We start from the raw sequence: 23,358 nt of genomic DNA on the forward strand, positions 1-23,358 counted from the left end.
CATATTTTTTTCCGTTCGCTCAGCTTTCCATCAAATTTGACTTAGATAGCTAGTTTTTCCAGCGTTTTGAACCCTTCTGCTTCGAGAACAGGCTGTAATCCTTTTGCGTTGTCATCCATTAATAAGCAATATGCGAAGTTTTCTTCCTCTGAATTGGCGATTTCTTCTTGATTATTAATGAGCCAGACGGTTCTTCTGGCGATTGCAGAACCTGAATCAATAAATCGAGTTCCATTTGGTAGCACTTTTTCGAGCTCCTCTATTAATAGAGGAAAATGCGTGCAACCCAAAATAACGGTATCAGGCGGCTCTGGCATTCTAATCCATGGCCTGACTGTTTGAGCAACTTCATCTAGTGGTAAAGTTTCCCCATGTAACTTTCTTTCTGCAAGTTGAACTAATTCCGCAGAACCGAGAGAAATCACTTTGCAGTCTGTTGCAAACCGTTCGATCAGCTCTTTGGTGTATTCGCGGTTTACAGTGCCTTTCGTCGCCAATAAACCAACTACGCCATTACGCGTTAACTTGGTTGCGGGTTTAATGGCTGGAACAACCCCAACAACTGGGAACGTAAAATGTGCTCTCAAATTAGGAAGGCTGACCGTACTTGCGGTATTACACGCAATAATCACAATAGTTAAAGGATGCTTTGCAGCAATTGCATTTACGATTTGATAGACCCTATCAATAATAAACTCTTCACTTTTTTCACCATAAGGGAAGGCTTCATTGTCGAATGCATAGATATAGTGAGCATTCGGGATCATTTTTTTGACTTCACGATAGACAGATAACCCGCCCACTCCAGAGTCAAACACTAGAATGGTCGGGCGAACAGATAGGGTGTTATCAGAAGTTGTAGCTTCCTGTGAGGAAATATTCTCTTCCAGCGGTGCGATAACCATACGCGGTCTCATAGTCTTTATCGAACATATTAGCTATTTTACCACGAATTGTGAGATGTGAAGTGATTGGATATGCAGCTGTTAGATCCCAAAGGCTAACGCCGCCGAGTTTTATTCGCTTAGAAGGCCATTGGCTATAGTCATTATCATAGCGGGAGCCTATATATTGGTAGGTTAGCCCCATGTCTACTTTATCAATAGCCCAATCTAGCTGATATTTAACTTGCTGCTTAGCGCGTCGCTCGAGAACCTTATCCGTCTTTTTGTTACGAGGGTCAACATATTGATAGGTAACTTGGTGATGAAGGATGCCAGTTTCGAACTCACCAACCCATTCAATTCCCTTAATTTCAGCTTCACCAATATTTTCATAAGAACTAATTGGGTTACCTGCTTTATATGCAATCAGGTTATCAATATCATTGTGGTATGCATTGACCTGCCAAAATAGTGGTCCCGTTGTTCCTTCAACACCAACCTCCCACTGTTTACTTTCTTCAGGTTTCAAGCTCGGATTACCTAGCGTTGTTCCATATGCCGATGAAGAATATGCATATAATTGGGTTAGATTAGGTGCTTTATAAGCAGTTGCATATGAACCAACAAGTTTGTAGCCTTCATAAAACTCCCAACTAAGGCCTGATTGCCATGTTGTGTGCCAATTAAATTCAGAGTGATGGTCAGAACGTATAGCCGCTTCTGCTGTTACAGAATCAATAATTGCATATTGCCCTGTGAGGTATATCCCTGTGTTATTTAACGTCTGTTTTTCATTGATCATCGCGTAGCTGCTAGGCTCAATACTTTGGCGTTGATAATCAATCCCCGCACTAATATTTCCTTTATCTAATAGGTAACTATTACCCCATTGAATATTGTACTGTTTGGACTCATCAAGATTTGCAGATTCACTATATTGCCCTTTTCTTGGATCAAAATTGTAATCTTTTGAATAACCATAGCTTCCCATCAATGATGATGAATATTTCCCTTGATGATATTTCAAGCCTGTTTCATAAGTTCGGCTATAGAGTTTACGTGTATCAACACTAACTCCCGCATATTCTGATACGTCATAACTCGTACGATTGTCATAACCATATGCTCTTGCGTACGCTAAGATTTCTGAAGAAAATTGATGTTCAACACCTAACCACAGTGACTTACTCAAAAATCCATCTTTATCATACTGTCTCGGGCTAACTTCTTTTGGCGCCAAATCAAATCCTTTGGTATGCGTATAAGCTCCGGCAGCTGTTACCGTCGTATTCTCACCAATTTTTTGCTGAGTGGAACCGTTATAGTTTTGGTAGCTGTGTGAGCCAATACCTGCATTTAATGTTGTGCCATCGTTATCACGACGAGTGATAATATTCACCACACCACCAACAGCATCAGATCCATAAACCGCAGAGCGTGCGCCGCGAATATACTCAATGCGCTGTACCAGAGAAATTGGGATTTGGCTCATATCGGAAGAACCGGAAATACCTGCTTGATTCAAACGGATACCATCAATTAACACTAAAACGTGACGTGACTCTGTGCCACGTATAAATAAGGAGCTTTGTTGCCCCATTCCGCCACTTTGAGAAATATCCACTCCCGGTAAGCGCCTTAATACATCAATAATGGTATTTGACTGCCAATGGTCAATATCTTCACGAGTCACCACCGTCACTGGCGCTAATATAGAAGAAATCGGTTGTTCAAAGCGGTTAGCGGACACAACGACTTGGTCAGCTTGGTTATTTGCACTTGCCAAAGAAGAAGTAGCGCACAGTACTGCCAGCGCAGCGGCCGATAACGGCAGCGACTTTTTATTATTCATTATGATTACACTCGGAAAATCAATTCAATTAACATTCCGCGAGGTTGAATATAGATTCGCGCAGATATTCAACTAAGCGATTGGAAGTGTGGTAGGTATCGGACTTATAAGTGACAAGTTGGGCTTCTATATATGAAATAAAAACGATATATAAAATGAAAATTCGACCTGTTATATCCCCTAAATAATTCAAGTGACATGTAGGCGGCAAGCGAAGATATCCCTAGGAGCATACTGAAGTATGTGACTAGGGTAACTAAGCGATGCCAACACCCATGTAGCTTGAAGAATGACGGGGATACCTTAATTACCGTTGCGCGTCAGCTTTGGATTCACACCAAATTCCCTAAACCACAGTCTATTATCGTAAGTTGAATAGTTATAAGTGTCTACGGATGGATAATGAAAACTGGACATCTTCGCCGCTTTCCCTACAATTTCGCTCCTGATACGAATTTATTACTGTTTTATGGAGCCAAACATGCCAAACACCTTGCACACTGAAGACTACGGACAACAGCTCGAAGAAAAAACGGATCGTTTAAAGGCGATGATGGCTCCTTTTAACGCCCCAGAACCTGAAATATTTTCATCACCAACATCCCATTATCGGATGCGTGCTGAATTTCGCATTTGGCATGAAGGTGATGACCTGTTTCATATTATGTTCAATAAAGAAACAAAAGAGCGTATTCGTATTGATCAGTTCCCTGTCGCAAGTCAGCTTATTAATGACATGATGGCAGCATTATTGCCTCTCATTAAGCAAAATGAATTACTGCGCCATAAATTATTTCAAATTGACTATTTATCAACACTAAGTAATAAGCTAATTGTTTCGCTGCTTTACCATAAAAAACTGGGTGAAGAGTGGGAGACAGAAGCAAAAGCGTTAAAAGCTGTTTTAGTTGAGCAAGGCTTTGATGTGCAGTTGATTGGCCGTGCCTCAAAAACCAAAATCATGTTAGATAATGATTATGTTGATGAAGTCTTACCTGTGATGGGTAAAAAAATGGTTTATCGCCAAGTCGAAAATAGCTTCACGCAACCTAATGCGCAGGTCAATATCAAAATGTTGGAGTGGGCAATTGAGGCAACGCAGAATTCGACGGGTGATTTATTGGAACTGTACTGCGGAAATGGAAATTTCTCTTTAGCATTAGCGCAAAACTTCGAACGCGTATTAGCGACTGAAATTGCAAAACCTTCTGTAGCAGCAGCTCAATATAATATCGAAGCCAATAATATTGAAAATGTACAAATTATTCGTATGTCCGCAGAGGATTTTACCCAAGCTATGCAAGGTGCTCGTGAATTTAGGCGTCTGGAAGGTATTTCTTTAGCTGATTACCAATGCAATACCATTTTTGTTGACCCGCCTCGCAGTGGTTTAGATACAGAAACAGTGAAGCTAGTTCAGGGTTATGACCGTATCCTATATATTTCATGCAACCCAGAAACCCTATGCGACAACTTAGTTGAGCTGACTAAAACCCATAAAATAGAGAAATTAGCCTTATTCGACCAATTCCCGTATACCCATCATATGGAAAGTGGGGTACTTCTAAGCCGCTATTAATTGACTGAAAACAAAAACGCCGCAGTGATATGAACTACGGCGTCTTATATTAGAAAAGTCGTATAAACTTAATTTTCAACTTCTTGCTCAAGTGCGAGTTCCGCTTTTTCTCTCTTACGTGCTTTCCAGCTTGAGTACATCCACAATGCAATGATGACAATAAAGGTTGCAGGGATAAAGTTAGAGCCTATTTCAGGGTTTTGAACACGTAAAATCGCGGCATAGCCAAATAACCCAATAAAAAAACTACCTGCAACAAATTTTGGCAGCCCCATCGGCATCGCTTGATGTAAATAGCGCTGGTGTAAGCAATACACCGCCAATATCAGGGTTAAAATTGGGAAAAATGAAAAGTCGACCAACGAGTTAAACAGCGTTGAAAAGGTCCCATGGGTTGCAAGGCCAATCACAAAGGCTAGCAATAGAGTGCTTCTTTCATAACTTTTTTGATCCGTCATTGATTCTCCTTATTATTTAGTGAGGTCTGGGTCAGTTTGATTTTGTTTTTCCTGTTCCCGGCGGTACCAGTAGTAGGCACCTTTCGCTATCATTCTTAACTGTAATACCAGCCGTTCTTCGAGATTTCTGCGTTTTTCTTCATCGATATCGAGCGCTTCCGCGCCTGCGCTAAAGACAATCGTGACCATTGCCTCTGCTTGCATTTCAGTAAAATGACGAGGCATACGGCTTTCAAGTTCAAGGTAATCGGCCAATTCCGCAATAAAATGTTGAATCTCCCGAGCAACTGCTGCACGAAACTCAGCAGATGTACCCGAACGCTCCCGCAATAATAACCTAAAGGCATTAGGGTTATTACCAATAAACTCCATAAAAGTTGAGACTGATGTACGGATCACACTCCCACCTTTTGCAATGCGCTGCCTTGCTTGGCGCATTAGCTGGCGTAACATCAAGCCACTTTCATCGACCATCGTCAGCCCGAGTTCATCAACGTCCTTGAAATGACGGTAAAATGAAGTCGGTGCAATCCCAGCTTCACGTGCAACTTCCCGCAAACTGAGGCTAGTAAAGCTCCGTTCAGCGCTTAATTGGCTAAATGCGGCTTCGACGAGTGAACGCCGAGTTTTTTCTTTTTGTTTTGCTCTAACGCCAATTGTGTTGCTCACGGTGATCCTAGTTTCTTATCATGGAAGGTAAATGTAATAAGCATTACTCTTCGCCTAGCATACCTGAAATTTGCGCATCTGGTTCAGAGAAAAATCGACTCTAACGACAAATTACTCATTTTCAGAATTTCGCTTACTCACTCCGTGTTTCCCTTCACCGCTTTCTTATATATAGAAGCAATCACTTTCCCCTCTACCCTACCCGAACTGCAAAAAATAGATTCACCAAAAATGCACTCGATTTTCTGACTTTCTTTTTTTATAAAACAATTCCTCTAAGAATTTTGAATTGAGACAAGGCGGCCAAATAAGCGAGCCCCTAGGAACACGCATAAGTATGTAACTAGGGTAAGCGAGTGTAGCTAACCTGTATCAATTTGAAAGAGGGCGAGGAAATTAGGTGAAATAACCAACTAATGATAACATCTTGTTGTCATTTTGTTTTAGAGCAGGTCTTACCTCATGCAACTTACCCATTTTGATGCAATAGTCATTGGTTCCGGTCCTGGTGGTGAAGGCGCCGCCATGGGGCTGGTGAAACAAGGAAAAAACGTTGCTGTTATAGAACGTTATAATAATGTCGGCGGAGGCTGTACCCACTGGGGGACGATCCCCTCAAAAGCCCTCCGCCATGCAGTTAGCCGTATTATCGAATTCAACCAAAACCCTCTTTATAGTGATAACTCCCGTAGCTTAAGCTCCTCTTTTTCTGAAATTCTTCGTCATGCTGAAACAGTAATTAGCCAACAAACACGCATGCGCCAAGGGTTTTACGAACGTAATGGTTGCCAAATGTTCTCGGGGGAAGCCACCTTTATCGATGAGCAACATATCAGTGTTCGCTACGCGGATGGAAGTTGTGACGTTTTAAGTGCAGATAAAATCGTGATTGCCACAGGTTCTCGCCCTTACTGCCCTTCCGACGTTGATTTCAACCATTCTCGAATCTACAACAGTGACACTATCCTCAACCTGACTCACGAACCTCGCCATGTGATTATTTATGGTGCCGGTGTCATCGGTTGTGAATACGCATCTATTTTCCGTGGATTAGGGGTTAAAGTTGATTTAATCAATACCCGTGATCATCTCTTGGCCTTTCTTGACCAAGAAATGTCAGATGCCTTATCGTATCATTTTTGGAATAGTGGCGTTGTTATTCGTCATAATGAAGAATATGAAAAAATCGAAGGGGTCGAAGACGGTGTTATCGTTCACCTGAAGTCGGGTAAAAAAGTCAAAGCTGACTGTTTACTGTATGCGAACGGAAGAACCGGTAACACAGATAGCTTAGGTCTCGCTAATGTAGGAATAGAGTCTGATAGCCGCGGTTTAGTTAAAGTCAATAAAGCATATCGTACCACTAATGAACATATTTATGCTGTTGGTGATGTTATCGGCTATCCAAGTTTGGCCTCTGCAGCCTACGACCAAGGCCGAATTGCAGCCCGAGCCATTGGTGGTAGTTTAGGTAATGCACATTTAGTGGAAGATATACCAACAGGGATTTACACCATTCCTGAAATTAGTTCAGTTGGCAAAACCGAACAAGAATTGACGGCAATGAAAGTGCCTTATGAAGTCGGCCGGGCACAGTTTAAACATTTAGCACGTGCACAAATCGCAGGTATGAATGTCGGTAGTTTGAAAATATTATTCCACAGAGAAACATTACAGATATTAGGCATTCACTGTTTCGGTGAGAGAGCGGCTGAAATTATCCATATCGGCCAAGCTATCATGGAACAAAAAGGTGAAGGTAATACCATTGAATATTTCGTGAATACGACGTTCAATTACCCGACGATGGCGGAAGCTTTCCGTGTTGCAGCTTTAAATGGTTTGAATCGACTATTTTAATTATTTTGTGATTTATGGTTGCCAATAACCTGGCAACCATCATCAACTAAAAAGTAATTAATATTGGTGCTTTAATCTCTAAACTCTATTTTTATAATAGTTATCCATTGAGTTATAGATGGTCTCAGCTAATTGTTCATAGCGACCACGTAGCGGTGAACCCGGGCGATAAACTAATACAATTGTTCGTTTCGGCTCAGGTTCAATACAATTTAAATAGCATACCCCATCACGACAAACTTCATTAGGTACCGATAAATCTGGTAAAAGTGTAATTCCACTCCCTGCTGCCACCATATTTCTTAACGTTTCTAAGCTCGTTGCTCTGAAATGTGTATCTTCTTTAGCACCGGCTTGGAAACAAAAACCCATGGCTTGGTCACGTAAACAGTGGCCATCTTCTAACATTAATAGCTTTTCACCTGAAAGTTCGCTCATTTCAATTGTATCGCGATCACGCCATGGATGACTTTCATAAATAGCCAATTTCATGGGCTCTTCAAATAACGGTACAACAATAAAAGGTTCCGTTTCTTTAACTTCCGCCAAAATAGCGCAATCTAATTTACCGCTATCTAACTGAGCTAATAATTGTTGGGTTTGTGCTTCATGCAAATAGATTTCTAATTTAGGGTGAGCTTGGTGCAATTGCGGAATAATATGAGGTAATAAGTATGGCGCAACCGTTGGAATTAAACCAATGTGTAATGGGCCCGACATACTTTCCCCTTGGAGGGCAGCCATTTCTTGTAATACTTTAATTTCACGCAAAATAGTACGGGCTTGCTCAACTAATAATAAACCTTGTTGAGTAAAAAGAACTTTTCGGCTAGTTCTTTCTAATAGCATGACACCAAGTTCTTCTTCTAATTTACGAATTTGGCCACTAAGCGTAGGTTGACTGACATGACAGGAATCCGCGGCACGTCTAAAGTGTTTATGTTCGGCGAGCGCGACGAGGTACTCTAAATCTCGAATATTCATATTTCTTTTCCTTTCGTGAATTCTCTGTCAAACCAAAGATAGATAATACCAATCACTATATCGATATTGTTTTGTTTTATCTATTAATAAATTGAAAAATGGTAGGAAAACCTCATTTTTTGAACAATACTCGCAATAAAACGAAACAAAATGTAATATTTGGAAACAAAATACGTCTTGCTAGTTATCCTTTAAAATAGATAATCCGTTAACTAATGGTTAAATTTATTTATCATAAACATCTTAGCATAACATGCTAAATAAAGGCGTTAACTGGTTTTTTTTAGATCTAAACGTCGACAAATCGCCTCTTAGCGTGGCTAAGTAAGGTCTTATTACCTATCCCAAATGTGAAAACAGAGTATATCGATATTCATAAGTTAAGTAGTACGACAAAAAGCATAGCTTTATCTAATCAACTCGGAAATTATGAATTTAAATGGGTAGGTAGTTCGAATAATACTGGGCTCATCAAAGTAGAGTATCAGTAATTGTCTCACCATCACTTCCATTAAGACTCTTCGGAGCTCTTTTTGTTACTCCCTAAAGGAGTTAACCAAACTTAGTACTAATATATACTCTTCAACTGATGAATAATCCCAATCAAATACCACCCTGCATGTTAATCATTATATTAACGTCAAATGAAAGAAACATTTTGTTATATTCCCTTTCACTCTTTATTAAAGTTTGTAAGTTTTTATATAAAAATAAATGTAAATTACAACCCACTTTTGTTAAATCCCACACTAAGCATTAATACAGATTGATAACAGCAAGAAAAAACACAGAGGATAAAACCTAAAAAATTCATTAGAAAGCAAAAATACAACATATTACACCAATAACATGGCAAAAATTAGAATCTGTAGCCGCGAAAGTATGAGTAAATAGATTTAAATCATAATGGTAGTAATTTTATTTTCTTTATATTTTTAAACATTTCCTTTTTTTATTTTACACCTAAACGGCGTTTTTCAATTTATAATCCCTTCATCAAAAACACCAGGGAATATCGAATCACTATTATTATTCTTATTTAAAAAGCACACATATCTAATTTAAACATACAGCAAGTTGATTAATCAAAAATCAATGACGGGATACTATTATGAAAAATTTATTATCAAATATTCAAAAATTCGGTGTTCGTTCGCTTACTGCGTTATTATTGGTTACCGCTGGCGCATCGATTAATGCCTATGCAAACAGTGACCAACAAAATGGCGTTATTAATTTTTCTGGTGCGGTAGTATTCCCGCCTTGTTTTAATGATGTCACTGACAAACACGTCACTTTAAACTGCTTAAATAACCAGTCTGATATGGTTGCCAACAAAGTGAATTTAAATGACATCACAAACACACAAGGGTGGAAAGTAATTAATGATGGCAGAGGGGAGTATTCATATAACTGGGTGAATGAAGAAAAACAACTCGGAATGCTAACCATTAAATATATTTAAAAACAAACGCGTTATGGGGATCGGGGTAGTCATGCTACCCCCCATTTTATCTTCGACAGCCAATCACAGCCCTAATCGAATTTTTGCTTCCACAATGGCTTTTGCCACTTGCTTCTGAGAAACCCCGCCTTTTGCTAATCGTTTATCTAAACAAGACTGCAGTGATAAAATTTCATAAACGTCCAACTGAATAGTATCACTGAATTTTTGCAATTCGCTGAGTGCCATTTCTTCTAAAGCCTTACCTTGCCCAATTGCGGCAACAACTGCTTCACCCACGATATGATGAGCCTCACGGAATGGGACACCTTTAGCAACGAGGTAATCGGCTAATTCGGTTGCGTTCGCATAACCTTGTTTCGCTGCATCTTCACAACGACTACGACGAATTTGAATACCATCAAGAACCAATGCAGCCATGTGCATACAATCTAACCAAGTATCTAATGCATCAAATAGCCCTTCTTTGTCTTCTTGCATATCTTTGTTGTAAGCAAGAGGAAGCCCTTTTAGCGTCATCATCATACCTGTCAGTGCACCTTGAACACGCCCACATTTTCCGCGGATCAATTCCAATGCATCAGGGTTTTTCTTTTGTGGCATTAATGATGAACCGGATGTCACTTTGTCTGATAATTCGACAAAACCTGCTTCCCCGCTATTGAAGAAAATTAAATCTTCTGCGAAACGAGATAAATGAACCATACCGATACTTGCGTTTGATAATAATTCAAGGACGTGGTCTCTGTCTGAAACTGTATCCAAGCTATTACGCGTTGCCGAAGCGAAACCTAGCCAAGATGCAAGCTGCTCACGGTCGATATCATAGGCAGTTCCCGCTAATGCACCACACCCTAATGGGCTGACATCTAAGCGTTTTAATGTATCTTGTAAACGACTTTCATCACGCGCTAACATTTCGCTATAGGCTAAACACCAGTGGGCAAATGTCACTGGCTGCGCACGCTGTAAATGTGTATAACCTGGCATCACTGCGTCTTGGTTATTTTCCGCGGTGATGACCAACGCTTTTTGTAATTCTGTCACCGCTTCAAGTAATAATGCGACTTGGTCTTTACACCACAATTTTAAGTCCGTTGCGACTTGGTCGTTACGGCTACGGCCAGTATGTAGTTTTTTGCCCAAATCCCCCACTTTATCAATCAGCTTACCTTCAACCCAGCTATGAATATCTTCTGCATCACTTTGCAGGATGATTTCAGGGTTATCTTGCACTTCTTTAAGTAGGGTATTTAGCGCTTGTTCTAAAGTTTGTTGTTCGCTATCAGACAATACACCAACTGTGACCAGTGATTTTGACCATGCGACTGAGCCAACAATATCTTGCTGCGCTAAGCGGTAATCGAAACGCAATGAATCATTAAACTGTTTGAACCGTTGATCTGCTTGTTGACTAAAACGCCCACCCCAAAGTGCCATAACTAATCCCTACCTGATTGATAAAATAAGTTTTTAACCCCGACAGCGGCCTTGGCTGCCGGGGGACTATCATTTGATTTATTTCGCTTTGTTTTGTTCTTTCAGCGCACGAATACGTGAAGACAGTGAGTAAAGACGAATAAACCCACCTGCATGGCTGTGGTCATAGACTTCATCTTCACCGAATGTTGCAAATTCTTCTGAATACAGGCTTTTATCCGCTTTTTTCTGAATCGCAGTCACTTGCCCTTTATATAACTTCAGAACAACTTCACCCGTGACATCTTGCGCTAATGATTCAGCAGCTGCTTGCAGCGAGTGGCGTAATGGTGCAAACCAACGCCCATCATAAACGACATATGACATTTCTAAACCGAGTTGCTCACGCCATTTGTAGCTGTCACGGTCAAGCACCAGTTGTTCAATACCACGCAGTGCGGCCATCATAATGGTGCCTCCTGGGGTTTCATAACAACCACGAGATTTCATCCCCACTAAACGGTTTTCAACGATGTCGATACGACCCACACCGTGTTTTGCACCTAAAGTATTTAATGTTTCTAAACAACCGAGTGGAGACAATGCTTGCCCATTCACCGAAACGACTTCACCATGTTTAACACCAACAGTCACTAATTCAGCTTCATCTGGTGCATCTTGCGGGTCAACGGTCCATACCCAGCAATCTTGGTTTGCTGCATTCCACGTGCTTTCTAAGACACCACCTTCAGTAGAAATGTGCCATGCGTTCTCATCTCGACTATAGATTTTTTCTAAGCTTGCCGTTGTTGGAATATTACGCTCTTTCAGATAATCGAGCAGCGCTTCACGGGAACGTAAGTCCCACTCACGCCATGGCGCAACCACTTGTAACTGTGGTGCTAATGCCGTATAGGTGCTTTCGAAGCGTACTTGGTCATTACCTTTACCTGTTGCGCCATGAGCAACCGCATCTGCACCCACTTTTAAGGCAATTTCAACTTGTGCTTTAGCAATAATTGGGCGAGCCATTGACGTACCTAATAAATAGCTACCTTCATATAACGCACCTGTTTTAAGAACAGGGTAAATATATTCTTTGATGAACTCTTCACGTAAATCGACGACATAGCACTCAGATGCACCTGACTGTAGCGCTTTTTTCTCTACGCCGACTAACTCTTCTCTGTCTTGCCCCACATCTGCAACAAAGGCCACAACTTCGCAATCATCATAGTTTTCTTTTAGCCATGGAATAATTGCTGATGTATCCAGACCGCCTGAATATGCTAATACAATCTTTTTAATGCCCTTTTTCATAACGTACCTATCCGCTCAATTAATATGGTTATTCCATGGCTCATTTATGATGCCAAGATCCGTGTTCCAATTGCTGTTCCATTAAACAGCTCGGGAAGTTGTTCTGCATGACGCCAGCTTGCAATATCAACAGAACGTTGCAAGGCAGCCGCAGCGTCTAATGCCGCATTGACCTTCACAATCATTCCATCAGTAATAATTCCCTGCTCAATGAGCTTTTGCGCTTTTTGTGTCGTCATTTCGTCAATTTTTTGGCCTTTGCCATCCAAAATACCGCTTACGTCAGACAGTAAAACCAAATCTGCGTTTATGGCTTGGGCAATAGCGGTTGCCGCTTGGTCCGCATTTACGTTCATCAGCTCACCGTTAGAGGTGATACCGATAGAGCTAATAATGGGTAAATACCCCGCCCCCAACAATAATTTCAATAACTTCGCATCGCCGGGTTTCGCATTACCAACATGGCCTAATTCTTCGTTTAATTGCGTTACTGTGGCACTTTGCCCATCACCGAGGGAAAGCCCTACAGCCGGAAGTTGATACTTCGTTGCCCATGCCAATAATGTTTTATTCGCCGTACCTGCTAATGCCCCGGTAATGATATCGATTTGGTCTGCTGGCGTGACCCGCAACCCCTGCTTTTTAACGACAGGTAATTGCAGTTTTTTCATCAATTCATCAACTAAACAGCCACCGCCATGCACAATCACCAACTCACGTTGATGGACTTGACGATAGGTTTGAATAGCTGTAAATAATTTTTCAAGTGCCTCGATGCTATCAAGTAACACTCCGCCCAATTTAATCACTAAGGGTTGCATGGGGTTAATCCTTCTTAAAATAAAGACTGAGTTTCAGCAAAACCAAAACGAATATTCATGCACTGAACGGCTTGTGCTGCCGCACCTTTGAGTAGGTTATCTTCTGTACCCACTAAAATCAGATATTCACCATTCAATACATAGCCAATATCACAAAACGGTGTCCCCACTACCGATTTCAATGCAGGAACGCCTTTTTCATATAGCCGCACTAACGGTTTATTTTGATAAGCATCTTTAAACGTTTGTGTGATTTTTTCTGCCGTCACACCCGTTTTTACTTTGCATGTAATCGTGGCAAGAATGCCCCGAGAGAAATTACCCAAATGTGGTGTGAAAATAACCTCTCTTCCCAAGTGAGTCGCAATTTCTGGCTGATGGCGATGAGTAAAGATGCCATAAGGCTGCAAACTCACTTCACAAAAGCTATTGGTCATCGAGGCTTTACGGCCTGCACCGGAAACACCGCTGGTGGCATTAATCACTGGCCACATCGCTTCATCCAGTAAATTTTCTTCAATCAATGGTTTAAGGGCTAATTGGGAAACCGTTGGGTAACACCCTGGAACCGCAATCAACTGCGCTTGACGAATTTTATCGGCCTGCCATTCCGCTAAACCGTAAACTGCTTGCATTAGCCATTCAGTATTTGTATGTTCAAAGCCATAGTATTGCGTATAGAAGGCAGGATCTTGAACACGATACGCACCCGATAAATCGAACACAATGCAGCCCGCTTCAAGAAACTGAGGTGCAATGTCGTGGCTCACTTCATGTGCCGTGGCAAGGAAAACAACATCAATACCTTTCGCTGCTTCTGCGACATCTGTTAATGGCAGAACAGGAAGATCTATGATGCCTTTATACTGAGGGTGCAAATCAGAAAAACGTTTATTTGCATCCGCACTTTGCTTCGATACCATCAATCCTTGAAGATTAACTTCAGGATGGCGTTGCAAATAAGCGGCTAATTCTGCTCCAGTATAGCCACTGGCCCCGATAATGAGTGTGTTCAACATATGCTTTCTACCTTGTACTCGTGACCCAAACAGTTTAATGTGTATTTTTATTCAAATAAAGTGCATGAATATTGATACTATTATGGATAAAGGCTGTCAACAGTGAATATTAAATTACCTGCATTTATTGAGATTTATCGTCAATTAATTGCCATTCCGTCGATTAGTGCGATTGATTCTCATTTGGACCAGAGCAATAAAGCCCTTGTTGAGCTTCTCGGTGGGTGGCTCGAGACGTTAGGTTTTTCGGTCAACATTCAACCCGTGCCGGAAACACGTGATAAATATAATTTGCTTGCTTCCATTGGCGAAGGAAATGGTGGGCTGATGCTATGTGGTCATACCGATACCGTGCCCTTTGATGATGGACGTTGGAGCAAAAACCCGTTTGAGCTGACAGAGCATGATGGCAAGTTATATGGGCTCGGAACCGCAGACATGAAAGGCTTCTTTGCGTTTATTGTCGATGCGTTACGCGATATGGATCTAACGCAGCTCAAGCGACCATTACATATCCTAGCAACAGCGGATGAAGAAACCTCCATGGCTGGGGCACGCTATTTTGCAGCTAGTACAGCACTAAGACCGGATTTTGCGATTATTGGTGAGCCGACGTCGTTACAACCGATCCGCGCACACAAAGGGCATTTATCGAACGCTATCCGTATTACTGGGCAATCGGGGCACTCTAGTGACCCAGAGCGTGGCGTCAATGCGATTGAATTAATGCATGAATCTATTTCCCATTTAATGGATTTACGAAATACGTTAAAAGAACGATTTAACAATCCTGCATTTGTCATTCCCTACCCGACGATGAACTTTGGTCATATTCATGGTGGTGATGCTGCTAACCGAATTTGTGGTTGTTGTGAATTACATATGGATATTCGCCCGCTGCCGGGGCTAACTTTGCAAGACTTAGATGAACTACTCAATGAAGCTCTTGAGCCTGTTAGTGCCCGTTGGCCGGGACGCTTGGCGATTGAGCCCATGCATCCACCGATCCCTGGCTATGAATGCCCAACGGATCACAAGATGGTGGCAGTAATTGAACAGTTATTAGGGCAAAAAGCGGATACCGTGAATTACTGTACTGAAGCGCCGTTTATCCAAGAACTCTGCCCGACGTTGGTTCTTGGCCCTGGTTCTATTGAGCAAGCACATCAACCTGATGAATTTATCGATATGCGCTTTATTGAGCCTACTCGCCAATTAATTAGCCAAATGATTGAGCATTTCTGTTTTACTGAGTAAATCTGACTAGCGATAGGTCCGAACGCGACACTGAAAAGGGTCGCGTTTTTTGATCATGAATTATTTTCCTGTTGCCTTTGAAAAAACCTCAGCGTCATAATTTAATTTAAGTATTGACTATTGGTACCGATCTGGTAATTTCTATTTAGCCGTCTAAACGTATAGACGCACAAATGGATATAATAACGTACAAGAAATAGTAAGTCTGCAAATTGCGAGGTTACAGGGTATGAGTTTTTTTCACGCAAATCAGCGCGAAGCGCTAAATCAAAACTTAGCTGAATTAGATGGCCAGATTAATGTTTCATTTGAATTTTTCCCACCTCGCAGTGAAGAGATGGAACAGACACTGTGGAAATCCATCGATCGGCTGAAAAACCTGAAACCTAAATTTGTATCTGTGACTTATGGTGCGAATTCCGGTGAACGTGATAGAACGCACAGCATCATCAAAGATATTAAAGATAAAACCGGCTTGATTGCAGCTCCTCATCTAACTTGTATTGATGCAAGCTCTGATGAACTAAAAGCGATTGCTCGTGACTATTGGAATAATGGTATTCGCCATATTGTTGCATTGCGTGGTGATTTGCCTGACAACAGCCGTAAGCCAGATATGTATGCCGTTGATTTGGTCGAGCTGTTAAAAGGCGAAGCGGATTTTGATGTTTCTGTCGCAGCCTATCCTGAAGTTCACCCCGAAGCCAAAAGCGCGCAAGCCGATTTAATTAGTTTAAAAAAGAAGATTGATGCAGGTGCTAACCGTGCAATCACCCAGTTTTTCTTTGATGTTGAAAGCTATTTACGTTTCCGTGACCGCTGCGTCGCAACAGGAATTGATGTGGAAATTGTGCCGGGGATTTTACCTGTCTCTAACTTTCGTCAACTAGAGCGCTTCGCCAAACTCACTAACGTTCGCATTCCGGCATGGATGAGTAAAATGTACGAAGGGCTAGATAACGACCCTGAGAGCCGCAACCTTGTCGGGGCATCAATCGCCATGGACATGGTTAAAATCCTTAGCCGTGAAGGCGTGAAAGATTTCCATTTTTATACATTGAACCGTTCTGAGCTTACCTATGCCATCTGCCATACTCTGGGAGTTAGGCCTTAATTTCTTAGGATGAGGCAACTATTTTTGTCTCATCCCTTTGCTACTTGTCTTCTATACTTATAGATATCTTCTATTTCTTGTTTAAAAAAGACCCTGTCTCTTTAAGAAAAATATATTAACGTAATATCCAAACTCATTAAATTCGCGGGAAACTTTTCCACGATATAGCTCATGTTATTACCCTCTTTATATTCAAATTCATTTCACCACAATAAATATATTTAACGGTTAACGGTACAAATTAACTTTAAACACAATGAAAATTAGAATTTAAATAAAAGTTACATAAGTTAACATTATTGAAATATTCATTTTTGATGAATATTAATTTATTTTCGCCACATTTTCCACCCATATAAAATCAAATAAAAATAATAAAAAAGCTAAATTAGCAGAAATAAAAACCATAAAAATGTAATAGCTTAGTTAAATCTTGTAACCTGAGCATCATTTTATGAAAGCAATCAGCTCTTGCAAAAAATTATCTATAACCAAAATAACCACAAACCATCATTCACTCCACTGTGACTTTCTAATTATGACAGTTTTCATTAAATTATCTTTTTTATTTGATTGCTTTTGAATTTTTCAAAAGTCAGCGTATATTTAATATTGAGCTCAAGATTAATACTATTTGATTACCACATAGTCATTGAGGAATTAAAGCATGAGTAATAATGCATTAAATTCAAAATACAATGGAATAGATGATGTCTATGCATCATTAGAATTATCCAAATCGTTACCAAAAACCAAATTTCCATTGAAAGAACAAGCACCACGTAATGTATTTAGTGCAGTACGCGATGAATTAATGTTAGATGGGAATTCACGCCAAAACTTAGCAACATTCTGCCAGACATGGGTGGATGATGAAATTCGTGATTTAATGGACTTATCTATCGACAAAAACATGATAGATAAAGACGAATATCCACAAACAGCAGAAATTGAAAACCGCTGCGTACATATGTTAGCGGACTTATGGAATTCACCAGAAGCAGAAAATACCCTTGGTTGTTCAACCATCGGGTCCTCAGAGGCTGCAATGCTTGGGGGGCTCGCGTTAAAATGGCAATGGCGTAAAAAACAGGCTGCTAAAGGGAAACCAACCGATAAACCCAACTTAATTTGTGGCCCAGTTCAAATCTGTTGGCACAAATTTGCCCGTTACTTCGATGTTGAGCTCAGAGAGATCCCACTGGAAGGTGACCGTCTCATCATGACACCGGAAGAAGTGCTCAAACGTGTCGATGAAAACACCATTGGTGTCGTGCCAACGCTAGGGGTGACATTTACCTGCCAATATGAGCCCGTAAAAGCGGTACACGATGCGCTCGATAAACTGCAAAAAGAGACGGGTCTGGATATTCCTATCCATGTGGATGGTGCGAGTGGCGGGTTCTTAGCCCCATTTTGTGCTCCCGATTTAGAATGGGACTTCCGCTTACCACGGGTAAAATCCATTAATGCATCAGGCCATAAATTTGGTTTAGCCCCATTAGGCGCTGGCTGGGTAGTTTGGCGTGAAGCCAAAGACCTTCCCGAAGAATTGATTTTTAATGTGAATTATTTAGGCGGTAACATGCCAACATTCGCACTGAATTTCTCTCGCCCTGGCGGTCAAATCATTGCTCAATATTATAATTTCTTGAGGCTAGGCCGCGAAGGCTATGCAAAAATCCACAACGCTTGCTATGCAACCGCACAATACCTCAGCCGTGAAATTGAAAAATTAGGGCCATTTGAAATGATTTTTGATGGTAATAGCCAAACGGGTATCCCTGCACTAGCATGGAAACTGAAAGAAGGCACAACCACCAGCAAATATTCCCTCTATGATATCGCAGACAAACTGCGTAGTCGCGGCTGGCAAGTTCCTGCCTATTCAATGCCAGCAAACCGTGAAGATCTTGTTATTCAACGTATTCTAGTGCGTCATGGCGTCAGTTTAGATTTAGCCGCATTACTCATTGATGACTTCAAACGTACATTAGAGTATTTCGATAAGCACCCCGTCAATAACCCGCTAACGGAAGAAGAAGGCGGCGGCTTTAATCACAGTTAATTCTTTTATTCATGATTGTGTTGTTAACGAGCCAAAGAGCCTTAGGTTCTTTGGCTCCTACTGAGATCCGCCCTGCAAAGGCAGATTGTTTATCGATTTGAGGAGAACTCGTATGGCAACAACGACAGCTCCAGCCACAAAGCAACTGACACTACTTGGCTTTTTTGCCATTACTGCATCAATGGTGATGGCCGTTTATGAATACCCAACATTTGCAACATCTGGCTTTAGCCTCGTATTTTTCCTGCTATTAGGAGGATTATTGTGGTTTATTCCTGTCGCATTGTGTGCCGCAGAAATGGCAACCGTAGAAGGTTGGGAGGAAGGTGGTGTATTTGCATGGGTTTCTAATACATTAGGCGAACGTTGGGGATTTGCCGCCATTTCATTTGGCTATTTACAAATTGCGATTGGCTTTATTCCTATGCTGTATTTCGTCTTAGGGGCTCTGTCTTATATTTTAAATTGGCCAGAACTTAATACAGACCCAATCACCAAAACGATAGGGGCACTTGTTATTCTTTGGGTATTGGCTTTCACTCAGTTTGGTGGAACCAAATATACGGCAACGATTGCGAAAGTCGGTTTCTTTGCGGGTATCTTACTTCCAGCGCTGATTTTGGTCTTTTTGGCAATCAGTTATTTAGTCAGCGGCTCTCCATTGGCCATTGAAATTAGTACCGAAACATTTATTCCTGATTTCACCAAAATTGGCACACTCGTGGTATTTGTCGCCTTTATTTTGAGCTATATGGGTGTTGAAGCTTCAGCAACTCACGTCAATGAGATGAAAAACCCCGGTCGAGATTACCCCGCAGCCATGTTTTTACTCATGATAGCGGCAATCTGTTTAAGCTCAATTGGTGGGTTATCGGTGGCAGCCGTGATCCCAAACAGTGAAATTAATTTATCTGCTGGCGTGGTACAGACATTCAATGTGCTTGTCACACACTTTAATTCATCCCTTGAATGGGCCGTAAGGATTATTGCTGCATTATTATTACTTGGCGTACTGGCTGAGATTGCTTCTTGGATTGTTGGGCCATCCCGCGGTATGTATGTCGCGGCACAGAAAGGTATTCTGCCGCAAAGCTTTGCCAAAGTGAATAAAAATGGCGTACCGGTAACACTGGTGATTTCCCAGTTGCTGATCACAACAGTAGCGATTATCGTCCTCACCAATACTGGGGGCGGTGGTAATATGTCATTCCTTATTGCTCTAGCCTTAACGGTAGTTATCTATTTATGTAGCTATTTCATGCTATTTTTAGGTTATATGCAGTTAGTTTGCAAACAACCCGAGAAAAAACGTGTCTTTAATATACCGGGGGGTAAAGGCATTAAAGTTCTCATTGCGTTAGTCGGCCTAGTTGTTTCTATTTTAGCCTTTGTGATTTCATTCTTCCCACCGAGTTCTTTACCGAATGGTGCGAGTAATACCACCTATGTGACGTTACTTGCGGTTAGCTTTGTGATTATTTTCTTACTGCCCTTTGTTATTTATGCTTTCCATAACAAACAAGGTAAGAAAACTAATGTCTCTATGGTGCATATCAAAACGCATAATGCGCCAACTAACCATTTCTTTATTCACCCTCGAGCTCGTTCTGCATATCACTTGATCCATCATGATAAGTCAGATGATAGCTCATCTAGCTCACATTGATTTGTAAAATGATAAGGGCTGCCAAATGGCAGCCCTTAAATTATTTAATTACTTTCAAATGAAGAAAACTAACCCGTATTACGCATTCCTGCTGCCACGCCGGCTATCGTCACCATCAGAGCTTGTTCAACACGAGGGTCTGAATGCTCTTGTTGGCGGGAACGGTGTAAAAGCTCTGCTTGTAAGACGTTTAATGGGTCAGTATAAACATTACGTAATGCGATAGATTCCGCTATCCAAGGTAAATCCGCCATTAGCGCTTCGTCTTTCGAAACCGCCAATACGCTTTTAATATCCTCAGACAACTGGTCACGCAATTTTTGCCCCAATGGCCATAAGCGCTCTTCTACCAAGCGGTGATCGTAATATTCCGCCAGCCATAAGTCCGCTTTTGCATAAACCATTTCTAACATCGCAATACGCGTATTAAAGAATGGCCACTGCTGCCACATTTCATCAAGAATGGCTTGTTTGCCTTCTTTCTCAATGACATGTTTTAACGCTGCTCCTGCCCCTAACCATGCGGGTAACATTAAGCGGTTTTGTGTCCATGCAAAAATCCATGGAATAGCACGCAAGGTTTCAACGCCCCCCGTTGGACGACGTTTAGCAGGACGTGACCCAAGCGGTAACTTGCCAAGCTCTAATTCTGGCGTCGCAGCACGGAAATAAGGGACAAAATCCGGTTGTTCACGTACATAATCACGGTACATCGCGCAAGAAACATCAGATAACGAATCCATCACCGACTTCCACTCATTTTTAGGCTCTGGTGGTGGTAATAGGTTCGCTTCTAATATTGCACTGGCGTATAACGCCAAGCTACTGATGGTCACTTGTGGTAAACCAAACTTGAAACGGATCATTTCCCCTTGCTCAGTCACACGCAAACCGCCTTTTAGACTTCCCGGAGGCTGAGATAATAATGCCGAATGTGCTGGCGCACCACCACGACCAATTGTGCCGCCACGTCCGTGGAATAGCGTCAATGTCACGCCTTCTTTTTCGCACAACTTAATCAATGCATCTTGTGCGCGATACTGCGCCCATGAAGCCGCCATTACACCTGCGTCTTTTGCTGAGTCCGAGTAACCAATCATCACCATTTGGCGATCATCGATAAGGTCGCGATACCATTCAATGCTTAAAAGCTTTGTCATCACACTTTCAGCATTATTTAAATCTTCCAGTGTTTCGAATAATGGCGCGACGGGTAAGCGAACTGACGCGCCATTCTCTTTCAGCAGTAATTTAACCGCCAACACATCTGATGGGACTTTCGCCATTGAAATCACATATGCCGCGACAGAATCATTTTTGGCTTTTGCTATCACTCGGCACGTTTCAAATACTTCCTGAGTTTCCGCACTTGGTTGCCAATCTTGTGGGATCAGTGGACGTAGAGATTGCAACTCAGCTAGTAAGAACTGTTGTTTCTCTTCTTCTGACCACTGAGAGTAATCACCCAGCCCTAAATATTGGGTCAATTCTGCAATCGCTTCTGTATGACGTGTACTTTCTTGGCGCACATCAATACGTACCAGCTGTAAACCAAAGCTACGAATGCGACGCAAAGTATCCAAGAGCTGACCATTGGCAATAATTTTCATATTGCAGGCAATCAGTGACTGATAACACGCGTATAGCGGGTCCCATAATTGGGCGTTATCCACCAATAAGTCTGCCGGTGGTAAAACTTGCTCGCCTTTTACACGGCGCTCTAAGTACTCTAGCGTCGAAAATAGTTGGCTACGTAAATTCTTCGCGATTTGGCGATAAGGCTCATCAACGTCATCTCCCCCGGCTAGCGCACGCAGCTCTGGGGTTGCTTCCGTCATCGAAAGTTCTGAAACCAATACTTGAATATCTTTGAGGAATAAGTCCGCTGCTTTCCAGCGACTTAACAATAGAACTTGGCGAGTCACATCCGCAGTCACGTTCGGGTTACCGTCACGGTCACCCCCCATCCATGAGGTAAAACGAATCGGATTGGCTTCAACGGGTAACACCGCGCCAATTGAGTCTTCCAGCTGTTCATTAAATTCACGTAAGAAAGCGGGAACCCCTTCCCATAATGAGTTTTCAACAACGGCAAAGCCCCATTTCGCCTCATCTATTGGTGTTGGGCGAATTTTACGGATCTCATCGGTGTGCCATGATTGCGCCACCAATTGGCGTAAGCGACGCATGATGTTATTGCGTTCGTAATCCGCAATATCATCATGGTCGAGTTGTGATAAACAGTTATTTACCTCAACCAATTTATGGATCAATGTACGACGAGCAATTTCTGTTGGGTGAGCCGTTAAAACCAGCTCAATTGAAAGCTGTTCAACCGCTTTTTGGATATCGCCATCAGTGAAGTTTTTGCCTTTTAGTCGGCCAAACAGATTTTTTAATGCGACAGGGTTACTTGCGGCTTCACCATGAGGCGAAATACTGTGGTATTGCTCCGCGACATTTGTCAGGTTTAAGAATTGGTTAAATGCCCTTGCAACGGGTAGCAATTCATCATTAGAGAGATTTTGTAATGTCATCAGCAGCTTTTGGCGCTGAACTTCATTACCTGCACGAGAAGATTTGGAAAGCTTACGAATGGACTCAACTTTGTCGAGTATGTCCTCACCTAAGGCTTCCTTGATGGTATCGCCGAGTAGCTTACCCAGCATACTGACATTACTGCGCATTGCGGAATATTGCTGATTCATGAGACTCCTGACCTTGTGCTTCTGGCAGAATGCATTCCCGCACGGTTCACGGTTAACAGACTGCTACCTGTTTCCTGTAACTAAATTTCAGTCGGCTGCGTTAGAGTTGTCGTTTTGTGATGCAGGCCGCTAAATTTACCCTTCAGTGTATATTCATATCAGAAAAAAATGACTTTGGGGGATTTTTCTGAAATTTAATTACAGCCTTATTTTTA

Annotated in this window: 17 protein-coding genes; 7 read left to right on the top strand and 10 right to left on the bottom strand. The window is 41.7% G+C overall.

The features are described 5' to 3' along the window. Positions 1-41: 41 nt before the first annotated feature. On the bottom strand, positions 42-905 hold the full coding sequence (gene murI / locus PSF67_RS11235) for a glutamate racemase (protein WP_166267002.1): 864 nt from the start codon (positions 903-905) through the stop codon (positions 42-44). Then, positions 850-2,736 carry a TonB-dependent vitamin B12 receptor BtuB gene (btuB, locus tag PSF67_RS11240; RefSeq protein ID WP_206276392.1) on the bottom strand — a complete coding sequence of 629 codons (1,887 nt, stop codon included), beginning with the start codon at positions 2,734-2,736 and terminating at the stop codon, positions 850-852. Before btuB ends, murI begins: the two co-directional genes overlap by 56 nt. 481 nt (positions 2,737-3,217) lie before the next feature. On the opposite strand from btuB, the gene trmA reads away from it, so the two are divergent. Then, positions 3,218-4,315, top strand: coding sequence for a tRNA (uridine(54)-C5)-methyltransferase TrmA (gene trmA, locus PSF67_RS11245; protein WP_272676921.1), 1,098 nt, complete (start codon positions 3,218-3,220; stop codon positions 4,313-4,315). Between the two features lie 68 nt (positions 4,316-4,383). Here the strand turns inward: trmA and PSF67_RS11250 are convergent, their stop codons facing one another. Together PSF67_RS11250 and fabR are read right to left on the bottom strand one after the other, a co-directional pair. Beyond that, positions 4,384-4,773, bottom strand: a complete 390-nt coding sequence (locus PSF67_RS11250) for a YijD family membrane protein (protein ID WP_102140396.1) — start codon at positions 4,771-4,773, stop codon at positions 4,384-4,386. 12 nt (positions 4,774-4,785) lie between these two features. Further along, positions 4,786-5,442: an HTH-type transcriptional repressor FabR gene (gene fabR, locus PSF67_RS11255; protein ID WP_004265350.1), complete on the bottom strand. Its 657-nt coding sequence runs from the start codon at positions 5,440-5,442 to the stop codon at positions 4,786-4,788. 462 nt (positions 5,443-5,904) lie between these two features. Between fabR and sthA the strand changes: the two genes are divergently transcribed. Beyond that, positions 5,905-7,302, top strand: coding sequence for a Si-specific NAD(P)(+) transhydrogenase (gene sthA, locus PSF67_RS11260; protein WP_102140397.1), 1,398 nt, complete (start codon positions 5,905-5,907; stop codon positions 7,300-7,302). A 78-nt stretch (positions 7,303-7,380) separates the two neighbouring features. On the opposite strand, the gene oxyR is transcribed toward sthA, so the two are convergent. Next, a complete protein-coding gene (gene oxyR, locus PSF67_RS11265) occupies positions 7,381-8,286 on the bottom strand; it encodes a DNA-binding transcriptional regulator OxyR (protein ID WP_102140398.1) in 906 nt (301 codons plus the stop codon). A 1,111-nt stretch (positions 8,287-9,397) separates the two neighbouring features. Here oxyR and PSF67_RS11270 point away from each other — a divergent pair. After that, the gene (locus tag PSF67_RS11270; protein WP_272676922.1) at positions 9,398-9,751 is read left to right on the top strand and encodes a hypothetical protein; all 354 of its coding nucleotides are present in this window, start codon (positions 9,398-9,400) and stop codon (positions 9,749-9,751) included. 63 nt (positions 9,752-9,814) lie between these two features. Here PSF67_RS11270 and argH read toward each other — a convergent pair whose 3' ends face one another. The 4 genes from argH to argC form a co-directional block, all read right to left on the bottom strand. After that, a complete protein-coding gene (gene argH / locus PSF67_RS11275) occupies positions 9,815-11,191 on the bottom strand; it encodes an argininosuccinate lyase (RefSeq protein WP_166267006.1) in 1,377 nt (458 codons plus the stop codon). A gap of 78 nt (positions 11,192-11,269) precedes the next feature. Further along, positions 11,270-12,490: an argininosuccinate synthase gene (locus PSF67_RS11280; protein WP_166267008.1), complete on the bottom strand. Its 1,221-nt coding sequence runs from the start codon at positions 12,488-12,490 to the stop codon at positions 11,270-11,272. A gap of 44 nt (positions 12,491-12,534) precedes the next feature. Further along, positions 12,535-13,311 carry an acetylglutamate kinase gene (gene argB / locus PSF67_RS11285; protein WP_272676923.1) on the bottom strand — a complete coding sequence of 259 codons (777 nt, stop codon included), beginning with the start codon at positions 13,309-13,311 and terminating at the stop codon, positions 12,535-12,537. 14 nt (positions 13,312-13,325) lie between these two features. Continuing rightward, positions 13,326-14,330, bottom strand: coding sequence for an N-acetyl-gamma-glutamyl-phosphate reductase (gene argC / locus PSF67_RS11290; protein WP_102140403.1), 1,005 nt, complete (start codon positions 14,328-14,330; stop codon positions 13,326-13,328). A gap of 102 nt (positions 14,331-14,432) precedes the next feature. On the opposite strand from argC, the gene argE reads away from it, so the two are divergent. The 4 genes from argE (at position 14,433) to gadC (ending at position 20,435) form a co-directional block, all read left to right on the top strand. Then, positions 14,433-15,587, top strand: coding sequence for an acetylornithine deacetylase (argE, locus tag PSF67_RS11295; RefSeq protein ID WP_272676924.1), 1,155 nt, complete (start codon positions 14,433-14,435; stop codon positions 15,585-15,587). 229 nt (positions 15,588-15,816) lie between these two features. After that, the gene (gene metF, locus PSF67_RS11300) at positions 15,817-16,701 is read left to right on the top strand and encodes a methylenetetrahydrofolate reductase (RefSeq protein WP_102140405.1); all 885 of its coding nucleotides are present in this window, start codon (positions 15,817-15,819) and stop codon (positions 16,699-16,701) included. Positions 16,702-17,368: 667 nt separating this feature from the next. Further along, the gene (locus PSF67_RS11305; RefSeq protein ID WP_102140406.1) at positions 17,369-18,769 is read left to right on the top strand and encodes a glutamate decarboxylase; all 1,401 of its coding nucleotides are present in this window, start codon (positions 17,369-17,371) and stop codon (positions 18,767-18,769) included. A gap of 112 nt (positions 18,770-18,881) precedes the next feature. Beyond that, positions 18,882-20,435 carry a glutamate:gamma-aminobutyrate antiporter gene (gene gadC, locus PSF67_RS11310; RefSeq protein ID WP_210843126.1) on the top strand — a complete coding sequence of 518 codons (1,554 nt, stop codon included), beginning with the start codon at positions 18,882-18,884 and terminating at the stop codon, positions 20,433-20,435. A 68-nt stretch (positions 20,436-20,503) separates the two neighbouring features. Here the strand turns inward: gadC and ppc are convergent, their stop codons facing one another. Next, entirely contained in the window at positions 20,504-23,143 is a 2,640-nt protein-coding gene (ppc, locus tag PSF67_RS11315; protein WP_166267014.1) for a phosphoenolpyruvate carboxylase, read from the bottom strand. Positions 23,144-23,358 lie beyond the last annotated feature (215 nt).

The sequence above is a fragment of the Providencia sp. PROV076 genome (assembly GCF_028483405.1).
Classification (GTDB): Bacteria; Pseudomonadota; Gammaproteobacteria; order Enterobacterales; family Enterobacteriaceae; genus Providencia; species Providencia huaxiensis.

What these genes read in the sequence shown, in the direction of transcription:
- PSF67_RS11280 (WP_166267008.1), bottom strand. Translation starts at nt 12,490, where the DNA reads ATGAAAAAGGGCATTAAAAAGATTGTATTAGCATATTCAGGCGGTCTG.
- PSF67_RS11250 (WP_102140396.1), bottom strand. Translation starts at nt 4,773, where the DNA reads ATGACGGATCAAAAAAGTTATGAAAGAAGCACTCTATTGCTAGCCTTT.
- sthA (WP_102140397.1), top strand. Translation starts at nt 5,905, where the DNA reads ATGCAACTTACCCATTTTGATGCAATAGTCATTGGTTCCGGTCCTGGT.
- argC (WP_102140403.1), bottom strand. Translation starts at nt 14,330, where the DNA reads ATGTTGAACACACTCATTATCGGGGCCAGTGGCTATACTGGAGCAGAA.
- murI (WP_166267002.1), bottom strand. Translation starts at nt 905, where the DNA reads ATGGTTATCGCACCGCTGGAAGAGAATATTTCCTCACAGGAAGCTACA.
- PSF67_RS11305 (WP_102140406.1), top strand. Translation starts at nt 17,369, where the DNA reads ATGAGTAATAATGCATTAAATTCAAAATACAATGGAATAGATGATGTC.
- PSF67_RS11270 (WP_272676922.1), top strand. Translation starts at nt 9,398, where the DNA reads ATGAAAAATTTATTATCAAATATTCAAAAATTCGGTGTTCGTTCGCTT.
- argB (WP_272676923.1), bottom strand. Translation starts at nt 13,311, where the DNA reads ATGCAACCCTTAGTGATTAAATTGGGCGGAGTGTTACTTGATAGCATC.
- metF (WP_102140405.1), top strand. Translation starts at nt 15,817, where the DNA reads ATGAGTTTTTTTCACGCAAATCAGCGCGAAGCGCTAAATCAAAACTTA.
- oxyR (WP_102140398.1), bottom strand. Translation starts at nt 8,286, where the DNA reads ATGAATATTCGAGATTTAGAGTACCTCGTCGCGCTCGCCGAACATAAA.
- btuB (WP_206276392.1), bottom strand. Translation starts at nt 2,736, where the DNA reads ATGAATAATAAAAAGTCGCTGCCGTTATCGGCCGCTGCGCTGGCAGTA.
- ppc (WP_166267014.1), bottom strand. Translation starts at nt 23,143, where the DNA reads ATGAATCAGCAATATTCCGCAATGCGCAGTAATGTCAGTATGCTGGGT.
- gadC (WP_210843126.1), top strand. Translation starts at nt 18,882, where the DNA reads ATGGCAACAACGACAGCTCCAGCCACAAAGCAACTGACACTACTTGGC.
- argH (WP_166267006.1), bottom strand. Translation starts at nt 11,191, where the DNA reads ATGGCACTTTGGGGTGGGCGTTTTAGTCAACAAGCAGATCAACGGTTC.
- trmA (WP_272676921.1), top strand. Translation starts at nt 3,218, where the DNA reads ATGCCAAACACCTTGCACACTGAAGACTACGGACAACAGCTCGAAGAA.